The organism is Pseudomonas sp. MRSN 12121 (assembly GCF_000931465.1).
In the GTDB taxonomy this organism is placed as follows: domain Bacteria; phylum Pseudomonadota; class Gammaproteobacteria; order Pseudomonadales; family Pseudomonadaceae; genus Aquipseudomonas.
This window is the reverse complement of the sequence record NZ_CP010892.1, coordinates 4,834,833-4,852,010: the sequence shown is the minus strand read 5'-3', so window position 1 is coordinate 4,852,010 and position 17,178 is coordinate 4,834,833. Positions and strand designations below refer to the sequence as shown.

Annotated in this window: 19 protein-coding genes; 7 read left to right on the top strand and 12 right to left on the bottom strand. The window is 65.5% G+C overall.

The window, feature by feature from the left end; translation table 11 throughout:
* Positions 1 to 25: 25 nt before the first annotated feature.
* The 5 genes from TO66_RS21950 to TO66_RS21930 all read right to left on the bottom strand — a co-directional run bounded on the left by TO66_RS21950 (position 26) and on the right by TO66_RS21930 (position 3,431).
* The gene (locus TO66_RS21950; protein ID WP_044464237.1) at positions 26 to 595 is read right to left on the bottom strand and encodes a DUF6162 family protein; all 570 of its coding nucleotides are present in this window, start codon (positions 593 to 595) and stop codon (positions 26 to 28) included.
* Complete coding sequence (locus TO66_RS21945; RefSeq protein ID WP_044464236.1) at positions 592 to 933, bottom strand: hypothetical protein; 342 nt, start codon at positions 931 to 933, stop codon at positions 592 to 594. The genes TO66_RS21950 and TO66_RS21945 overlap by 4 nt, the downstream gene beginning before the upstream one ends.
* The gene (locus TO66_RS21940; RefSeq protein WP_044464235.1) at positions 930 to 1,472 is read right to left on the bottom strand and encodes a hypothetical protein; all 543 of its coding nucleotides are present in this window, start codon (positions 1,470 to 1,472) and stop codon (positions 930 to 932) included. The genes TO66_RS21945 and TO66_RS21940 overlap by 4 nt, the downstream gene beginning before the upstream one ends.
* A complete protein-coding gene (locus TO66_RS21935) occupies positions 1,469 to 2,680 on the bottom strand; it encodes a PepSY domain-containing protein (RefSeq protein ID WP_044464234.1) in 1,212 nt (403 codons plus the stop codon). The genes TO66_RS21940 and TO66_RS21935 overlap by 4 nt, the downstream gene beginning before the upstream one ends.
* Positions 2,681 to 2,972: 292 nt before the next feature.
* On the bottom strand, positions 2,973 to 3,431 hold the full coding sequence (locus TO66_RS21930) for a VOC family protein (RefSeq protein WP_044464233.1): 459 nt from the start codon (positions 3,429 to 3,431) through the stop codon (positions 2,973 to 2,975).
* 288 nt (positions 3,432 to 3,719) lie between these two features.
* Between TO66_RS21930 and TO66_RS21925 the strand changes: the two genes are divergently transcribed.
* From TO66_RS21925 to TO66_RS21915, 3 genes are all read left to right on the top strand, one after another.
* Entirely contained in the window at positions 3,720 to 4,943 is a 1,224-nt protein-coding gene (locus tag TO66_RS21925) for an SfnB family sulfur acquisition oxidoreductase (RefSeq protein WP_044464232.1), read from the top strand.
* 3 nt (positions 4,944 to 4,946) lie between these two features.
* Positions 4,947 to 5,612 (top strand): methionine ABC transporter permease, encoded by a 666-nt coding sequence (locus TO66_RS21920; protein WP_044464231.1) that lies wholly within the window; start codon positions 4,947 to 4,949, stop codon positions 5,610 to 5,612.
* Between the two features lie 79 nt (positions 5,613 to 5,691).
* On the top strand, positions 5,692 to 6,462 hold the full coding sequence (locus TO66_RS21915; protein ID WP_044464230.1) for a MetQ/NlpA family ABC transporter substrate-binding protein: 771 nt from the start codon (positions 5,692 to 5,694) through the stop codon (positions 6,460 to 6,462).
* Between the two features lie 58 nt (positions 6,463 to 6,520).
* Here TO66_RS21915 and soxR read toward each other — a convergent pair whose 3' ends face one another.
* Complete coding sequence (soxR, locus tag TO66_RS21910) at positions 6,521 to 6,976, bottom strand: redox-sensitive transcriptional activator SoxR (protein WP_044464229.1); 456 nt, start codon at positions 6,974 to 6,976, stop codon at positions 6,521 to 6,523.
* A gap of 118 nt (positions 6,977 to 7,094) precedes the next feature.
* On the opposite strand from soxR, the gene TO66_RS21905 reads away from it, so the two are divergent.
* Positions 7,095 to 7,460: an antibiotic biosynthesis monooxygenase gene (locus TO66_RS21905; protein WP_044464228.1), complete on the top strand. Its 366-nt coding sequence runs from the start codon at positions 7,095 to 7,097 to the stop codon at positions 7,458 to 7,460.
* Here TO66_RS21905 and TO66_RS21900 read toward each other — a convergent pair.
* The 4 genes from TO66_RS21900 to msuE all read right to left on the bottom strand — a co-directional run bounded on the left by TO66_RS21900 (position 7,457) and on the right by msuE (position 11,668).
* Complete coding sequence (locus tag TO66_RS21900; protein ID WP_044464227.1) at positions 7,457 to 8,563, bottom strand: sigma-54-dependent Fis family transcriptional regulator; 1,107 nt, start codon at positions 8,561 to 8,563, stop codon at positions 7,457 to 7,459. The genes TO66_RS21905 and TO66_RS21900 overlap by 4 nt on opposite strands.
* 23 nt (positions 8,564 to 8,586) lie before the next feature.
* Positions 8,587 to 9,774 (bottom strand): acyl-CoA dehydrogenase family protein, encoded by a 1,188-nt coding sequence (locus TO66_RS21895; protein WP_044464226.1) that lies wholly within the window; start codon positions 9,772 to 9,774, stop codon positions 8,587 to 8,589.
* A gap of 169 nt (positions 9,775 to 9,943) precedes the next feature.
* Positions 9,944 to 11,095 carry an FMNH2-dependent alkanesulfonate monooxygenase gene (gene ssuD / locus TO66_RS21890; protein WP_044464225.1) on the bottom strand — a complete coding sequence of 384 codons (1,152 nt, stop codon included), beginning with the start codon at positions 11,093 to 11,095 and terminating at the stop codon, positions 9,944 to 9,946.
* A gap of 9 nt (positions 11,096 to 11,104) precedes the next feature.
* The gene (gene msuE, locus TO66_RS21885) at positions 11,105 to 11,668 is read right to left on the bottom strand and encodes an FMN reductase (RefSeq protein WP_044464224.1); all 564 of its coding nucleotides are present in this window, start codon (positions 11,666 to 11,668) and stop codon (positions 11,105 to 11,107) included.
* Between the two features lie 403 nt (positions 11,669 to 12,071).
* Here msuE and TO66_RS21880 point away from each other — a divergent pair, with 403 nt between their 5' ends.
* The 3 genes from TO66_RS21880 (at position 12,072) to TO66_RS21870 (ending at position 15,691) form a co-directional block, all read left to right on the top strand.
* The gene (locus tag TO66_RS21880) at positions 12,072 to 12,341 is read left to right on the top strand and encodes a hypothetical protein (RefSeq protein ID WP_044464223.1); all 270 of its coding nucleotides are present in this window, start codon (positions 12,072 to 12,074) and stop codon (positions 12,339 to 12,341) included.
* A 316-nt stretch (positions 12,342 to 12,657) separates the two neighbouring features.
* Positions 12,658 to 13,827 carry a cysteine desulfurase family protein gene (locus TO66_RS21875; RefSeq protein WP_044464222.1) on the top strand — a complete coding sequence of 390 codons (1,170 nt, stop codon included), beginning with the start codon at positions 12,658 to 12,660 and terminating at the stop codon, positions 13,825 to 13,827.
* Between the two features lie 55 nt (positions 13,828 to 13,882).
* Positions 13,883 to 15,691, top strand: a complete 1,809-nt coding sequence (locus TO66_RS21870; RefSeq protein ID WP_044464221.1) for an aminopeptidase P family protein — start codon at positions 13,883 to 13,885, stop codon at positions 15,689 to 15,691.
* Positions 15,692 to 15,760: 69 nt separating this feature from the next.
* Here the strand turns inward: TO66_RS21870 and TO66_RS21865 are convergent, their stop codons facing one another.
* Positions 15,761 to 16,351, bottom strand: coding sequence for a 2-hydroxychromene-2-carboxylate isomerase (locus TO66_RS21865; RefSeq protein ID WP_044464220.1), 591 nt, complete (start codon positions 16,349 to 16,351; stop codon positions 15,761 to 15,763).
* 33 nt (positions 16,352 to 16,384) lie between these two features.
* Positions 16,385 to 17,125 (bottom strand): SDR family oxidoreductase, encoded by a 741-nt coding sequence (locus TO66_RS21860; protein ID WP_044464219.1) that lies wholly within the window; start codon positions 17,123 to 17,125, stop codon positions 16,385 to 16,387.
* Positions 17,126 to 17,178 lie beyond the last annotated feature (53 nt).

Here is a 17,178-nt window from a genome sequence, read left to right as displayed (position 1 = left end):
TCTTCTCTCGGGTGAATGCGTGGGTTCAGTGGCGATGCTGGCGGGTCACTCCGGCATCGAATTGCGCGACCACCTGCTGCCAGCCGGCACTGGCCAGGGCGGTGTCGCTGAAGTCGTCGGGAACGGCGAGGGCGGGCGCGCGGTTGAGCCAGATATCCGGTGCGGCGGCCGGGTCGGCGGCGATGCGCAGCAAAAACGAGCCGGCGACGGCATTGTCCTGGCTGAGGCCGACATAGGCCTGCTGGCGCAGTTGCCAGGCGTGCCCGCCACGGCTGACCGAGCTGGCGTCCTGGGCGAAGGGCGCGAAACCTTCCTCGGCCAGTTGCCCGGGCGTCGGCAGGGCCTGGGCTTCCTCGTGCAACAGGCGGATTTCGTCGAGGGTCACCCGCAGGTCGGCATAGATGCCCTGTTCGCCGGCGGTCAGGTCGCGGCGTGCGTCCAGCTGGTGGCTGGCGACGCTGGCCACCTCGCGGGGTTCGCCGCGCCAGAGCACCACGGCACCGGCCACGCCGAGGATCAACAGGCACAGCAGCAGGACGTAGAGGGTTTCGTGACCGGCGCCCGCCGGGCGCACGACTTGGGTGGTGGTACTCATGGGGCCTCGATGTCGGCTTGGTCGATCTCGACCACGTGGCCGGGGCCGGCGTCGAACAGCACGTAGAACTCGGCGTCGGGTTTCTTGAAGGTCAGGGTGGAATCGGCGCCCAGCTTGCCGGGCACGAGGATGGTTTCGTCGTAGCCGATCACGTCCAGGGTGACGCCCGGCGCGCCGCTGCCATCGGAGAAGCCGCCGGTGCAGCGGATCTGCTCGCCGTCGATCTGCTTGCACTCGCACATCGGGTTGTGGGCCAGGGCGCCGCCGCTGAACACGGCGCTGGCGAGCAGCATGGCGCTGCCGAACAGGCGCAGGCGGCGGGTGGGTAGGACAGTCATGGTTTGCCTCCTTGTTGGTTCAGCCAGGCGAGGGTGGCCGGGGACGCCTGCGCCAGGGGAATGGCCGCCTGGTGCAGGCTGCCGTCCCAGCCTTCCATGGTTATCCACAGCTCGGCGTCGGCCCTGGTCTTTTGCGCGACGGGCAGGCTGGCGCCCATGCGGTACGGGCTGCCGAAGAAGATCACCCCGGCGGTACGCAGGCTGCGGGGCTTGCCGATGCGCAGGTAAGTGGCCTTGACCTGGTCGATGCAGCGCTCGCACAGCGCGGCGTTGAAGCCTTTGAGGTAGCCGGCCGGCCCTTGCAGCTGCGGCGGTTCGTTGCGCAGTTCGGCCAGGCGCAGGCTCCAGGGGCCGACCTGGATCTCGCCGACCTCGCGCTCGCCCAGGCCGCTGTCGCCACGGAACAACGCGGCATCGGCAAAGTACTTGGGCATGAAGCCCAGGGGGATCAGCAACAGCAGGATGTTCAGGTGGAAGCGCCAGCGCTGCCAGAACCGGCCCAGGGGCGAAGCCGGCGTTGCGTGGTCTGTCTTGCTCACAGGTTGCCCTCCGGGGTGTCGGTGTGCAGGGCCGCCACTGGGCGTGGGGCGACGGCGGGGCGCGGCGCCTGGTGACTGCGTTTGAGCGCGGCGGCGGTGGCCAGGGCGGTGCGTTTGGTCCAGATCAGCAGGCCGCTGAGCACCATCATGCTCAGCAGCAGGCCGAAGAAGCACCAGATCAGCTTGATCCAGATCCCGCCGAAGTCCCCGGTGTGCAACGGGCGCATGGACTCGGTGACGAACTCCAGCGGCGTGCGATGGGACAGCAGGTGCGCGGTATCCACGGTGCCGGAGTAGGGGTTGAGGTTGGCGGTCTGGTACATCAGCGGGTACCAGCCGCGGCCGCTGACGAACAGGTGGCTGTAGGCGTTGCTCGGCAGGCTGACGAAGCCGACTTCGAAGCCCGGGATCTTGTCGGTGGCGATGCGGATGGCCTGGTCGATGCCGATCATCGGCGCCGGGCGGCCATCGCTGGACAGCGGCACGCTGTCGCGGGCGATCACCGGCACGATGGGCTCGCTGGAAATGCTGATCTGGTTGTCGCTGAGCGCCGCCTCGATCAGGAACCAGGTGCCGGTGATGGAGATCACCGCGATGAACCAGATCGACCAGATACCGCTCAGGCGATGGAAATCGCCCCAGAAGATCCGCGCGCCATGGCGCAGGCGCAGGGTCGGCTTGAGAAAGCCTTTCCAGAACTTCTTGTAGACCACCAGGCCTGTGACCAGGGACGCCAGCATCGGCAGGCCGAGCAGCGACACCAGGTACCAGCCCCAGCTGTAGCCATTGGTGAAGGGCACCAGCCACCAGCCGTGCAGGGCGCGGGTGAAGGCCTGGAAGTTGAACGCCGGGCTGATGCCCTGGATGACGCCGGTGTAGGGATTGACATAGACATCGACCGAACGGCCGTCGGGGTAGCTGACGCCCACGGTCAGGGCGAAATGGGATTCGTCGGGGGTGCTGATGCTTTCCACCAGGGTCTGCGGCTCGGCCTGCCGGATGGCCTGGACGATCTGGTCGTAGCTCAGCGGCTGGGCGTCGTCGGTGGGTTTGCTGGCGCGGATGTCCGGGTTGGCCAGCCAGACGATCTCCTGGCTGACCACGGCCAGGGTGCCGGTGACGCAGACGATCAGCACAAAGAACCAGATGGGCAGCGCCAGCCAGCTGTGAACGAGGAACCAGATTTTCGAGCGGGACTTCTTCGACATTGAACACGCGTCTTGATTCGAGGAGTGGGGCCGCGACGGGGCTTTCGCCAACGCGGCCTGCTGCATCTGATTAAGACGAATGAGAATCGTAAATCCCGAAAGACGATATGAAAGCAAATGTTTCCAGGCGACCAGCGGTAGGGAAAACGAGATGGAGAAAACCATGAAAGGGGCGGTGGTGGGGCGGACGCTATCGCGGGCAAGCCTCGCTCCTACAAGAGCTCGCGCATCTGTAGGAGCGAGCGGGCGGCGATCCGACTTGCCCGCGATCAGCGGTATTCCGGCGGCAACGTTATTGCTGCTGAAACATCTCCATGGCCCGTTGCCTGATCTGTTCCTCGCTCAGGTCCTCCTTGTGGGTGGCGATGAACCACAGGTGGCCGAACGGGTCTTTCAGGGTGCCGCTGCGGTCGCCGTAGAACTGGTCCTTAACCTCGGACACCACCTGGGCGCCGGCGGCGACGGCCTGGGCGAACTGCCGGTCGACGTCTTCGACGTACAGGTGCAGGCCCACGGAAGGCGATTGGTCGGGACTGCTCAGCGGCCCCTGGTCGCAGGGGCTGCCGAGCATGATCGGGCAGTTGCCGATGCGCAGCTCGGCATGGCCGACACTGCCGTCGGGCATGTCCAGGCGCAGGGTCTGGATCGCGCCGAAGGCTTTCTTGTAGAACTCGATAGCCTGGGCAGCCTGGGCGATCCCCAGGTAGGGCGTGACGCCGGCATAGCCCTCGGGGATAGGTTTGACGCTCATCGCGGTTCTCCTTGATCTTGTTGTGGGCTCGTCGGTACAGCGAGCCCTGGCCGGTTTTCCGGTCGGTTCACTATAGGCCCGGGCCGGCGCCGGGCCCTGGCGGACCGACGAGGTGTCGGCCAGGCAACAGCGGCGCTGTCCGCCGGCCAACAGCGATCCAGCAATTTGCCCCGAAACCGCGGCCAGGGCCCGCGGTCGATGCGCGCAAGCCCTTGAATAGCGGGGCGAATCTTCCGGCACAGAAGCTGCAATGGGCCACTCGACCCTTCATTCGTCCGAGAGCCTTGTATGCCTGCCTTGCCTGAATCCGCCGCGTACCCCATCCATGCCCCCGCCGCCCATGTGATTCGCGATGCCGCCGAGGCGCTGGCGGTGGCCGAGCGGGTCGCCGCGGCCCTGCTGGAAGGCGCTGCCGAGCGCGATCGCACGCGCCAGGTGCCGGCGCAGGTGGTCGACCTGTATTCCAACAGCGGCCTGTGGGGCATCAGCGTGCCCCGGGCGTTCGGCGGCGCCGAGGTGTCGCATGCGGTGCTGGCCCGGGTGATTGCGATCATTTCCGCGGCGGACCCGTCGCTGGGACAGATCCCGCAGAACCATTACTGCCTGCTGGAAGACATCCGCCTGCAAGGCACCGCCGAGCAACAGGCGCATTTTTTCGCCCTGGCGCTGCAAGGCCATCGTTTTGCCAATGCGCTGTCGGAAACCGGCGGCAAACATGTGCAAGACATCCAGGCCAGCGTGCGCCGCTACGGCGACGAGTATCGGATCGATGCCCGCAAGGGCTATTGCACCGGCTCGCTGTATGCCCATTGGCTGGCGGTGCTGGCCCTGGACGAAGAGCAGAAGGCCCAGCTGGCGTTCGTCGAACGCGGCACCCCGGGGCTGGTGGTGCTCGACGACTGGGACAGCATGGGCCAGCGCACCACGTCCAGCGGCACGGTGCTGACGCAGGACCTGCGTGTCCCGGCGTTCAACCTGTTCCCGACCTATCGCTCCTATGAAACCCCGACCCTGGCCGGGCCCTTCGCCCAGTTGACCACGGCCGCCATCGACGCCGGCATCGCTCGCGCCGCCCTGCGCGACACCATCGCTTTCGTGCAGCAACACGCCCGCCCGTGGATCGACGCCGGGGTGGACAAGGCCAGCGAAGACCCGCTGACCATCATCCAGGTCGGCGCCCTGGACATTCGCCTGGAGGCCGCCGAAGCCCTGCTCGAACGCGCCGGGCAGGCACTGGACGCAGCACGCCTGGCGCCGGATGCGGAGCAGGTGGCGCAGGCATCGCTGGCGGTGGCCCGGGCCAAGGTGCTGACCACGGAGATCGCCATCGAGGCGAGCAACAAGCTGTTCGAGCTGGGCGGCACCCGTTCGACCCTGAGGGCGCACAACTTCGATCGCCACTGGCGCAATGCCCGGGTGCACACCCTGCACGATCCGGTGCGCTGGAAGTATCACGTGGTCGGCAACTGGCTGCTCAACGGGGTCAAGCCGCCGCGTCACGACTGGTCCTGAAGCATGGCCGAACTGCTGCGCAACATTTATTGGGCCGACATCGGCCAGGCCTGCCTCGACACCCTGGGCATGCTCGGCGCGGCCCTGGGCTTTACCGTGCTGCTGGGACTGCCGCTGGGGGTGCTGCTGTTTCTCACCGGCAAGCGCCAGTTGCACGAATCCATGGGCGTGTACCGGGTGCTGTCGGTGCTGGTGAACATGCTGCGTTCGCTGCCGTTCATCATCTTGCTGATCGTGCTGATCCCGCTGACCACCCTGCTGGTGGGCACCTCGCTGGGCGTACCGGGGACCATCCCGCCGCTGGTGGTGGGATGCACGCCGTTCTTCGCCCGGCTGGTGGAAACCGCGCTGCGCGAGGTCGATCGCGGCGTGGTGGAGGCGACCCAGGCCATGGGCGGCAGCACCTGGCAGATCATTCGTCACACCCTGCTACCCGAAGCCCGCGGCGGCCTGCTGGCGGCGGTCACGGTGACGGCCATCGTGCTGGTGGATTACACCGCCATGGCCGGGGTGATCGGTGGCGGCGGGCTCGGGGACCTGGCGATCCGCTATGGCTACCAGCGTTTCCAGACCGATGTGATGGTGGTCACCGTGGTGCTTCTGCTGGTGCTGGTGCAGGCCCTGCAAATGACCGGCGACCGCCTGGTGGCGCGCTACAGCCGGCGCTGAATTCACTGGATAACCCGAAAAAAACCTGGCCCCACGTGCGCCCCACGACGGCTGTCCGTTTCTGCCTTAGGAGCAACCCATGAAGAAGACCCTGGCCCTGTTGGCCGCCGTACTGTCCTTGAGCGTTCATGCCAACGAGAAACTGGTGGTAGGCGCCACCCCGGTGCCCCACGCGGAGATCCTCGAATTCGTCAAACCCGAGCTGGCCAAGGAAGGCGTGGACCTGGACATCAAGGTGTTCACCGATTTCATCCAGCCCAACCAGCAACTGGCCTTGAAGCACCTCGACGCCAACTATTACCAGTACCGGCCGTTCCTCGACGATTTCAACAAGACCCGGCACACCGACCTGGTGCCGGTGGTGGGGGTGCATATCGAGCCGTTCGGCGCCTATTCGACGCGGATCCACAGCATCGCCGAACTCAAGGACGGCGCCAGCGTGTCGATCCCCAACGACCCGGTGAACGCCGGCCGCGCCCTGGTGCTGTTGCACGAAGCCGGGCTGATCAGGCTCAAGGACCCGAGCAACACCCTGGCCACCCAGCGCGACATCGTCGACAACCCGCGGCACCTGAAGATCCGTGAGCTGGAAGGCGCGCTGCTGGCGCGGTCGGTGAGCCAGGTGGACCTGGCGTTCGTGTTCGCCAACTACGCCCTGGAGGCCGGGATCGATACCAACAGCGCGTTGATCGTGGAGAAGGGCAAGGATCTGTACATCGAGTTCCTGGTGGCCCGGCCGGACAACCTCAACGACCCGGGCCTCCAGAAACTGGCCAAGGCCCTGAATTCCGATGCGGTGCGCCAGTTCATCCTCACCCGCTACAAAGGCCAGATCGCCCCGGGGTTCTGAGCCGGATGTCGTCGTGCGGGGCGCCTGCGAGGACGCTTCGCTCCTGCGGCCTGGCGGATCAGTCGCTTTCCAGCAACTGTGCGCCCGGGCCGCGTTCGCCCAGGACGTCGCCCTGGTTGCGCAGCGGGCAGGCTTCCATCGACAGGCAGCCGCAGCCGATGCAACCGTCGAGGCGGTCGCGCAGCAGGGTCAGCTGCTTGATCCGCTCGTCCAGCTCCCGGCTCCATTGTTGCGAGAGGCGCTGCCAGTCCGCGGCGCTCGGCGCCCGGTGGTCCGGCAGCTGTTGCAGGGCGCTGCCGATTTCCGCCAGGGGAATGCCCAGGCGCTGCGCCACCTTGATCAAGGCCACCCGGCGCAACACTTCCCGCGGATAGCGGCGCTGGTTGCCGGGGTTGCGGTTGCTCTTGATCAGGCCCTTGCTTTCATAGAAGTGCAGGGCGGTGACCGCCACGCCGCTGCGGGCGGCCACTTGGCCGACGGTGAGTTCCTTGTGGACGCTGTCCTGTTTGAGCATGGCGTTTGCGGCTCGCGAATGATCAGAAAAAAGGCGCTTGACCTCTAGTTAACTAGAGGTTTTACCCTGCAGGCCTTCGAATCGCAAGATTCCGTTTATTCGTCAGTGGGGACCCGCCATGCACGCGATCGAGCAAAACCGCAGCTTCACGCAATTGATCGAATTCGACATCGAACCTCATCAACAAGCCGGCCTGGTGGCGGCGCTGTCCGAACAGACCGAGCGCCTGGCCCAGGGCTATCCGGGGTTCCTGAATGCCAGTGTGCTGGTCAGCGACGATGGCCGGCGGGTGCTCAATTACCTGCAATGGCAGACCCGGGAGGCCGGCGAGGCGGCGTTCCAGGGGTTCGAGAACGGGGAGCAGGACTTCTGGCAGCTGATCCGCACCTACCAGGCCAGGACCGTGACCTTTGGTTCGTTCCAGGTGGTGCGCAGCATCGAACGCAGCCCGGACAACGCGCTGCACTGTCGCCTGGCCAGCTAGATCGACAGTTGCAGGGTGCGTTCGTGCGAGTGGGGGTGTTCCGCCGGGCGGCGCTTGTTCACCGCCAGTTCGCCGATCTTGATCAGCCGGGTACGGGTGACGTTGCGGCTCAGGCCCAGCAGGTTGGCGGTGTGCACCTGGTTGTAGTGGCTGAAGCGGTAGGCCGCACGCAACAACGCATCCTCGACTTTTTCATGCAGGGCCCCGGCCTGCTCCTCGAAGAGCTTGTGAAAGGCCCGCTCCAGCAGGGCTTCGGCTGAATCGTCGTGGCTGTGGTGATGGTCGTCCTGGCGCTCGATGCGCATGTTCGACAGGCGCAGGTCGTCCCGCTCGATCACGCCGTCGCGGCAGATCAGCAGGGTGTGGTGGATGACGTTTTCCAGCTCGCGGATATTGCCCGGCCAGCTGTAGCTGCGCAGCTTGTGCTCGGCCTCGCTGCTGATGGTGATGGCGCCGTAGCCCAGGCGCTGGCTGTAGGCCTCGATGAAATGCCGGGTCAGCGGCAGGATGTCGCCGGGGCGTTCGCGCAGCGGGCTCAGTTCCAGGCTGACCACGTCCAGGCGGTAGTACAGGTCCTCGCGGAAATGCCCGGCGTTGATGGCTTTCTCCAGTTGCACGTTGGTCGCCGCCAGCACCCGCACATCGATGGGGATGCTCTTGCGCGAACCCAGGCGCACCACTTCGCGTTCCTGCAGCACCCGCAACAGTTTCACCTGGATCGCCATCGGCAGGTCGCCGATCTCGTCGAGGAACAGGGTGCCGCCGTTGGCCTCCTCGAACCAGCCGGCCTTGGCGCTCAAGGCGCCGGTGAAGGCGCCTTTCTCATGGCCGAACAGTTCGGCCTCCACCAGCGATTCGGAAAACGCGCCACAGTTCACCGCCACGAACGGCCGGTTGCGCCGGGCGCTGAGGTTGTGGATATGGCGCGCCACCAGCTCCTTGCCGGTACCGGTTTCGCCGATGATCAGCACGCTGGCTTCGCTGGGCGCGACCTGCTGCAGATGCGCCAGCAGCGCCTGGGATTTCGGGTCCTCGAACACCTGGGCGGTGGCCCGGATCGAGGTGGCCAGGGCGGGCGAGGGCGGTAAGGTCAAAAGCTGCATGGGCACGCTCCGGGGGCAGAAAGCTAGGAATAGAAAGTCGGGGTCGGCAGGGACTGGTTCAGCGCCCAGTCGCCCAGTTCTTGGAGTTTGTAATCCACCGGGTCGTGCAGGGTCTGGGTGCGCAGGTTGCGCCAATGCCGGTCCAGGCGCAGCGAGGCATGGGTGGAGCGGGCGCCGGTGACCTCGAACAGGCGGCTGCACAACTCCAGGCCCTGGCGGGTGGTGGCGACCTTGGCGGTGGCGATGGCCGTGGCCAGGTGGCCGCGCTCTTCGGCGCTGAGGTTCGGGCCCTTGGCCCAGGCCTTGTCCAGCAGATCCGCCGCCCGTTCCACCAGCAGCCGCATGCCTTCCAGGGCGACCCAGAAATCGCCGTAATGGCCCAGCACATAAGGGTCATGGGACGCCTCTTGCGCGCTGGACTTATGCCAGGGCCGGGTTTCCGTGAGGGTGTAGTGGCGGGCTTCCTCGAAGGCGCCTTCGGCGATGCCGAGGAACATATGGGTGAAGGTCAATTGGGCGATCAGCGGGCGCAGGCAGGCGAACGGCGTGCTCAAGGGACCGGGGTCCAGCAACAGCTCCGATTCCTCGACCCGCACCCGCTCGAAGCTGGCGCTGCCGCTGTCGGTCTGGCGCTGGCCCATGTTGTTCCAGTCGTTGTGCAGGGTGATGCCGCTGCGGCCGCTGGGGATGGCGGCGATCAACAGCTTGCCGCCGTTGCTTTCGTCGACCGCCGAAGCGATGAGCATTTCCGAGTCGCTGGCGCCGGAACAGAAACTCTTCTTGCCGGAAAACTCGCGCCAGCCACCGAGGTTCTTCACCACGGTGCGGGTGTCCAGCGGGTTCAGGGCATTGCCCCAGAACCAGTTCTTGCGCGCGGTCTGCTCGAACCAGGGCTGCCATTGTTCGGGCCGGGCGAACAGGCGCACGGTGGCCAACATCAGGTGATGGAAACCGAAGACGTGGGCGATGGAGCTGTCGACCTTGGCGAACTCGCGGACGATGTTCAGGGTTTCGCTCCAGCTGGCGCCGAGGCCGCCGTACTGGGTGGGAATGCTCAGGGCCAGCAGGCCGCTCTGGCGCAGGGCATCGCGCTGGGCCTTCGGGGTGCCGCCGCGCTCGTCGCGTTCGACGGCGGTGAGGGCAAATTCCTCCGCCAGCTGGCGGGCGGTCTGCAAGGGGGACAACAGGGCGCTTTGCGGCTTTGCAGTCACGCGGTGTACCTCATTGGGGGCCGGTTGATGGGCCGTGGAATCGGTGGGCTATCGGGTGGGGCCATCGCGGGCAAATCGGATCGCCGCCCGGTCGCTCCTACAGGACGCTGGGGGAATTTGTAGGAGCGAGGCTTGCCCGCGATAGCGTCTTATCAGACGACAGAGACCTTCAAACCCCAGCCGCTTTTTTTGCCGGCAGCACATCGTTGGCAATCATTTCGCCAAACGGCCCGGTGAGGTTGGTCACGCCGCGTCCGGCCAGGCTGGCGTAGGGCTCCGGCAGCAGCGGGAACACCAGCTCGGCGAACCGATAGGCTTCTTCCAGGTGCGGGTAGCCGGAGAAGATGAAACTCTCGATACCCAGGTCCGCGTACTCCTTGATCCGCGCCGCCACCTGCTCGGGATTGCCCACCAGCGCGGTGCCGGCGCCGCCGCGTACCAGGCCGACACCGGCCCAGAGGTTGGGGGCAATTTCCAGGTTGTCGCGCCGCCCGTCATGCAGGGCCGCCATGCGCCGCTGGCCTTCGGAGTCGAAGCGCGAGAAGGATTGCTGCGCCGCGGCGATGGTCTCGTCGCTGATGTGTTCGATCAGCCGGTCAGCGGCTTTCCAGGCTTCTTCCGCGGTTTCGCGCACGATCACATGCAGGCGGATGCCGAACTTCACCGTGCGGCCATGGCGGGCGGCCCGTTCGCGTACATCGGCGAGTTTCGCGGCGACGGCGGCGGGTGGCTCGCCCCAGGTCAGGTAGACGTCCACCTGTTCGGCGGCAAGGTCATGGGCGGCATCCGAGGAACCGCCGAAATACAACGGTGGGTAGGGTCGCTGCACGGGTGGGTACAGGGCCTTGGCGTTCTGCACATGCAAGTGCTTGCCCTCGAAGTCCACCGCTTCGCCCTGCAGCACCCGGCGCCAGATCCTGAGGAATTCGTCGGTGACCTCGTAACGTTCGGCGTGGCTGAGGAAGCTGCCGTCGCCACGGTTTTCGTCGGGGTCGCCGCCGGTCACCACGTTGATCAGCAGGCGGCCATTGGACAGCCGGTCGAGGGTGGCGGCCATGCGCGCCGAGACGGTCGGCGAGATGATCCCCGGGCGAATCGCCACCAGGTAGCGCAGGCGTTCGGTCAGGGGCACCAGCGCCGAGGCGATCACCCAGGAGTCTTCGCACGAGCGCCCGGTCGGGATCAGCACGCCGTGATAACCCAGGCTGTCCGCGGCCTGGGCCACTTGCTTGAGGTAGTTGAGGGTGACCGGGCGCGCGCCCTGGGCGGTGCCCAGGTAGTGGCCATCGCCGTGAGTGGGGAGAAACCAGAAAACATCCATGACAGATCCTCAGGCGATTTTCAGCAGTGGGTTCGGGTGGGCGCCGAACAGCGGCGCGGCACGCTCCGCCGCCAGGCGAATGCGGGCCTTCAGGGGCTCGCTGGTGATCTGGTAGTTGGCGAAGTCGGCTTCGGTGGCATAGACGCCGATCGGCAGGGTCACGGCCTGGAAGAAACTGAACAGTGGCCGCAACTGGTGATCCAGGACCAGGGCGTGCCGCTCGCTGCCTCCAGTGGCGGCCAGCAGCACCGGGGTGTCGATCAGCGCATTGAGGTCGATCAGGTCGAACAGGTGCTTGAGCAGGCCCGGGTAGGAACCGCGATACACCGGCGCCGCGACGATCAGCAGGTCGGCGCTTTCGATGGCCTGCAACTGGGCTTCGACTTCCGCCGTCAGTTCCTGGCGGGACAGGGCCGCGCCCAATGGCCGGGCGATATCGCCCAGTTCGATGAGCGTGCTCTCGATCGGCAGGTGCCCCGCCAGTTCGGCGAGCAGCGCCTGGGTCAGCACCAGGGTGCGCGAAGGGCGCCAGGTTCCACCGGACAGGGCAACGACTTTCAATGGACGCGACATGATCAATTCCTTTCTTCGACAGGGCTCGACGAGCAGTGGGTAGTCCCGGGGCTTGAGCAAGAGCTGTACCAGCCACGCCAAGCCTTTGCCGACGGGGCCTGCAGGGCTTTCGCGGAATGTTGCTGTTGTTGGCGAAGCACTGTTTTGTTGATTGGCTGTTGCCTGGCGAACAGTTGCTCAGGCAACAGCGGGTGATGCGATGGGCCTGTTATATAGGCTTGGTGATATTCCTAAAAAATACTTTATTTCCATATTTATAGTTCGTTTGGAAATATAAGTGGGCATCCTGGGCCGGCAATAGGAGGAATCGATAGCCACTATCGAGCACGATGATTTTTGTCCGGAAAGGGGCGGCGGTAGCCTTTGTTCATTGCCTCGCAGCCCAGATTCCGGAGTGTTTGCCATGAACCGTTCGCTCGTCTTTTCCCTGTTTGCCGCCACCCTGGTCCTGGCCGGTTGTGCCAACCAGCCCGGTCCGGAGTCGCGTCCCTACACCGCAGAGGAAACCCGTGAACTGGCGATGGAAGCGCTGAACCGGCGCGGGCTGTCCTTCGACGAATACCAGCAGAAGAAAGCCGAGTTGCTCGGTGCCCCGCAACGAACTTTCGGTTTCGACCAGAAAGGCGCAATGAACGCCGAACAGAGTGTGGTGCTGCCGGGGCGTGCCAGCTGAGGCGTCGTGGCCGAGCTGCTGCCTGAGAGGATGCCGGGCTGCCGGTGGCGGGCGGCAATATCCGGTGGTGATTTTCCCTGCCTCACGCTGTTCTTCGGCCGCCCTGGCCGAACCTCGCTTAACCCGGCCCCCCCGAGCCTGTTAAGCTGCCCCTCGGGAGCGTTCCTACGCACTTTTAAATGAAGTGGTCCTTCTTTAACTGCATCCGATCGGGTCATGCTGACGGTCTGCCGTTGTTGCGTTGCCGCAAGGCGCCTGCCGGCATTCGGCACCGAGCGAACCCTGATCCTGGAACAGGCTCTGCGAGTATTTTGCGATGAATAAACGTCCTCTCTATTTCGACTACGCCGCCACCACGCCGGTGGACGAGCGGGTCATCCAGGTGATGGTGGAATGTCTGGGGTTCGACGGTAACTTCGGCAACCCGGCGTCCAGCTCCCACGCTTTCGGCCAGCAGGCCCGGCGCAGTGTCGAGCTGGCGCGGCAGCAGGTCGCGCACCTGGTGGGCGCGGCGCCCGAACAGATCGTCTGGACCTCCGGCGCCACCGAATCCAACAACCTGGCGCTCAAGGGCGTGGCCCAGGCCCGGGGCGTTCCCGGCGGGCACATCATCACCAGCCAGATCGAACACAAGGCCATCCTCGATACCGCCAGCCAATTGCAGGCGGCCGGCGTGGCGGTGACTTACCTGGTGCCGGACAGCGACGGCCTGATCACGCCCGAGGCGGTCAGCGAGGCGCTGCGCGAGGACACCTTCCTGGTGTCGCTGATGCTGGTCAACAACGAGCTGGGCACGCTCAACGATATCCCGGGCATCGGCCGCGTGGTCCGCGAACGCGGGGCGCTGCTGCATGTCGACGCCGCCCAGGGCGCGGGCAAGGTGGCGATCGACCTGGCGCAGTGGCCGGTGGACCTGATGTCCTTTTCCGCCCACAAGATCTATGGCCCCAAGGGCATCGGCGCGCTGTACGTCGGCCCTCGCGCGCAGCAACGCCTGCAGGCGCAGATTCACGGTGGCGGCCATGAGGGTGGCCTGCGCTCCGGAACGCTGGCGACCCACCAGATTGCCGCCATGGGCGCGGCCTTTGCCCTGGCCGCCGAACATTTCGACGAGGAGGCGGCGACCATTGCGCGCCTGCGCGATCGCCTGCTCGAGCAATTGGCCGACGTGCCGGGGCTGCGTCTCAACGGCAGCCCGGAGCGGCGTATTCCCCATACCCTGAGCCTGACGTTCGGCGAGGGCGAGTTCAATCCGGCGGCGCTGAGTGCGTCGATCGCCTTTTCCGCGACTTCGGCCTGCAACTCGGCGAGCAATGCGCCGTCCCATGTGTTGCTGGCGCTGGGGCTCGACGCCCGTGCGGCAGGGCGGACCATCCGCCTGAGCCTGGGACGCTTCACTACCGAGCAGGACATCGATCAGGCGGTCCGGCTGATCAAGGCTTCATCCGCCAGTGCACCGGCGTTCTGGGCAGTTGCCCAACCCTGAGGGACCACGCCCTCGGTATCCAATAACAATGATTGACCTGGTAGCAGGAGACGCAATGAGTACACAGCCCTTGACCAATGGAGTGGTCCCCCAGCGCCTGGCGCGCACCCGTGAGCTGATGAGCCGCGAGGGCATCCATGCCCTGCTGGTGCCGTCGGCCGACCCGCATCTGTCGGAATACCTGCCGGGCTACTGGCAGGGGCGCCAGTGGTTGTCGGGGTTCCACGGCTCGGTCGGCACCCTGATCGTGACGGCGGATTTCGCCGGGGTCTGGGCCGACAGCCGTTACTGGGAGCAGGCGACCAAGGAGCTCAAGGGCAGTGGCATCGAACTGGTGAAACTGTTGCCGGGCCAGCCCGGGCCGCTGGACTGGCTGGCCGAGCAGACGCCCGAAGGCGCCGTGGTCGCAGTCGATGGTGCGGTGATGGCGGTCGCTTCGGCACGGACCCTGGGTAACAAGCTGCAGGAACGCGGCGCTCGCCTGCGGACCGATCTCGACCTGTTGAACGAAGTCTGGAGCGATCGCCCGAGCCTGCCGGACCAGCCGATCTACGAACATTTGCCGCCCCAGGCCACCGTCAGCCGGGTCGAGAAGCTCGGCAAGCTGCGCGAGACCCTGAAGGAGCGCGGCGCGGACTGGCATTTCATCGCGACCCTCGATGATATCGCCTGGCTGTTCAACCTGCGTGGCGCCGACGTTTCGTTCAATCCGGTGTTCGTGTCCTTTGCCCTGGTCAGCCAGCAGCAGGCGACGCTGTTCGTGGCGCCGAGCAAGGTCGACGGGGCGTTGCGCGCCGTCCTGGAACGGGACGGCGTGACCTTGCGCGACTACCGCGAAGTGGCCAGCGCCTTGAAGGCGATCGCCGACGGCAGCAGCCTGCTGGTCGACCCGGCGCGGGTCACCGCCGGTTTGCTGGATCATCTGGGCAGTGGCGTGAAGCTGCTGGAGGGCTTGAACCCGACCACCCTGGCCAAGTCGCAGAAAAGCCTGGCCGATGCCGAGCATATTCGTCAGGCCATGGAGCAGGACGGCGCGGCGCTCTGCGAATTCTTCGCCTGGCTGGAGACCGCCTGGGGCCGCGAGCGTATCACCGAGCTGACCATCGACGAGCACCTGACCGCCGCGCGCGCCCGGCGTCCGGGTTATGTCTCGCTGAGTTTCAACACCATCGCTGCGTTCAACGCCAACGGTGCGATGCCGCACTACCACGCCACCGCGCAAGAACATGCGGTGATCGAAGGCGACGGCCTGTTGCTGATCGATTCCGGTGGCCAATACCTGGGCGGCACCACGGACATCACGCGCATGGTTCCGGTCGGTACGCCGAGCGCCGAGCAGAAGCGTGACTGCACGCGGGTGCTCAAGGGCGTGATCGCGCTGTCTCGGGCGCAGTTCCCGCGGGGCATCCTGTCACCGTTGCTGGACGCCATCGCCCGCGCGCCGATCTGGGCCGAAGGTGTGGACTACGGGCATGGCACCGGGCATGGCGTGGGGTACTTCCTGAATGTCCACGAAGGTCCGCAGGTGATTGCCTATCAGGCCGCGCCGGCGCCGCAAACCGCGATGCAGCCGGGGATGATCACCTCCATCGAGCCGGGCACCTATCGTCCGGGCCGCTGGGGCGTGCGTATCGAGAACCTGGCATTGAACCGGGAGGCGGGCAGCACCGAGTTTGGCGAGTTCCTCAGGTTCGAAACCCTGACCCTGTGCCCGATCGATAGCCGCTGCCTGGAGCCTTCGTTGCTGACCCAGGACGAACGCGAGTGGCTCAACGGCTATCACGCCGAAGTGCGCCGGCGCCTCGCTCCGCTACTGCAGGGTGCAGCGCTGGCCTGGTTGAACACCCGCACCGCGGCGCTCTGAAAACGGCTCGCGCCGCCAGCGCTTGGCGGGCGGCGCGCTTTCCTTTGTCCGCCATGCTGGGGCCTTGGCTCAGCTCAAGGCTTCCAGAACGAAGTCCAGGCGATCCTGGCCGAAGAACAACTGGTTATCGACGAACATGCTCGGCGCGCCAAAAATGCCGCGTTGCAGGGCTTGCTCGGTCTTGTCCTTGAGCGCGTTCTTCACTTCCTCATCCTGGGTCAGCGCCAGGATTTCCTGCGGGTCGAAACCCGCCTCGTCGAGTGTCGCTGCAATAATGGCCTGATCGTTCAGATTGCGTTGCTCGACCCAGAGCGCGCGGAACAGGCAATCGATAAAGCCGAGAAACCGCTGCGGGTGCCGCAGCTGCATGCCGGTCACCGCCCGCATCAGCACCAGGGTATTGATCGGGAAGTGCGGGTTGAAAACCAGCGGCACCTGATATCGCCTGGCATAACGCGCCAGGTCGAGCAGCATGTAGCGGCCTTTGGCGGGGATACTGATGGGCGAGGCATTGCCGGTGACCTTGAATACGCCGCCCAGCAGCATGGGTTGATAAATCAGCTGGCTGCCCGTCTGGGCACAGATCTTCGGCAGTTGGGTGTAGGCCAGGTAGGAGGTTGGACTGCCCAGGTCGAAAAAGAACTCGACGGTTTTACTCATGGGGTGCTCCCTTTTGTTGTTATGGAGGAGGGGTTACCAGCGCTCGTTCCAGGGCCGCAGATCCAGCTCGAAGGTCCAGGCATCCCGGGGTTGGCTGTGCAGGTGCCAGTAGTTGTCAGCGATATGTTCGGGGTTGAGGATGCCGTCCTCATCCTTGAGTGCATATTTTTCCGGGAAGTTGCTGCGGATGAAATCAGTGTCGATGGCGCCATCGACCACCACATGAGCCACGTGGATGTTCAGGGGCCCCAGTTCCCGCGCCATGCTTTGCGCCAGGGCGCGAATACCGTGCTTGGCTCCGGCGAACGCGGCAAAGCCGGCGGCACCGCGCAGGCCGGCGGTGGCTCCGGTGAACAGAATGGTCCCGCGTTTGCGAGTCACCATGCGTTTGGCCACTTCCCGCGCGTTGAGAAAGCCCGAGAAGCAGGCCATTTCCCAGATCTTGAAATACTTGCGGGCGGTTTCCTCGAGGATGCTGCACGGCACGTTGGCGCCGATATTGAACACCAGGGCCTCGATCGGACCGATCTCATGCTCGATCCGCTCGATCAGGGCCACCACTTCTTCCTCCTTTCGAGCATCGCAGGCAAACCCATGGGCTTCGCCTCCCGACTGCTGGATGGCGTCGACCAAGGGTTGCAGCTTCTCCACACTGCGGCGGGTGACGCAGGCCGCGAAGCCTTCTCGGGCAAAACGCTTGGCAATGGCGCTGCCGGTGGCATCGCCGGCGCCGACGACCAAAACGACTTTCTTGTTGTTCGGGGATGTAGTCATGGCGGATCGCTCTATAGGTAAACGGTCGTTAACTAAACGAACGTTATGCTACG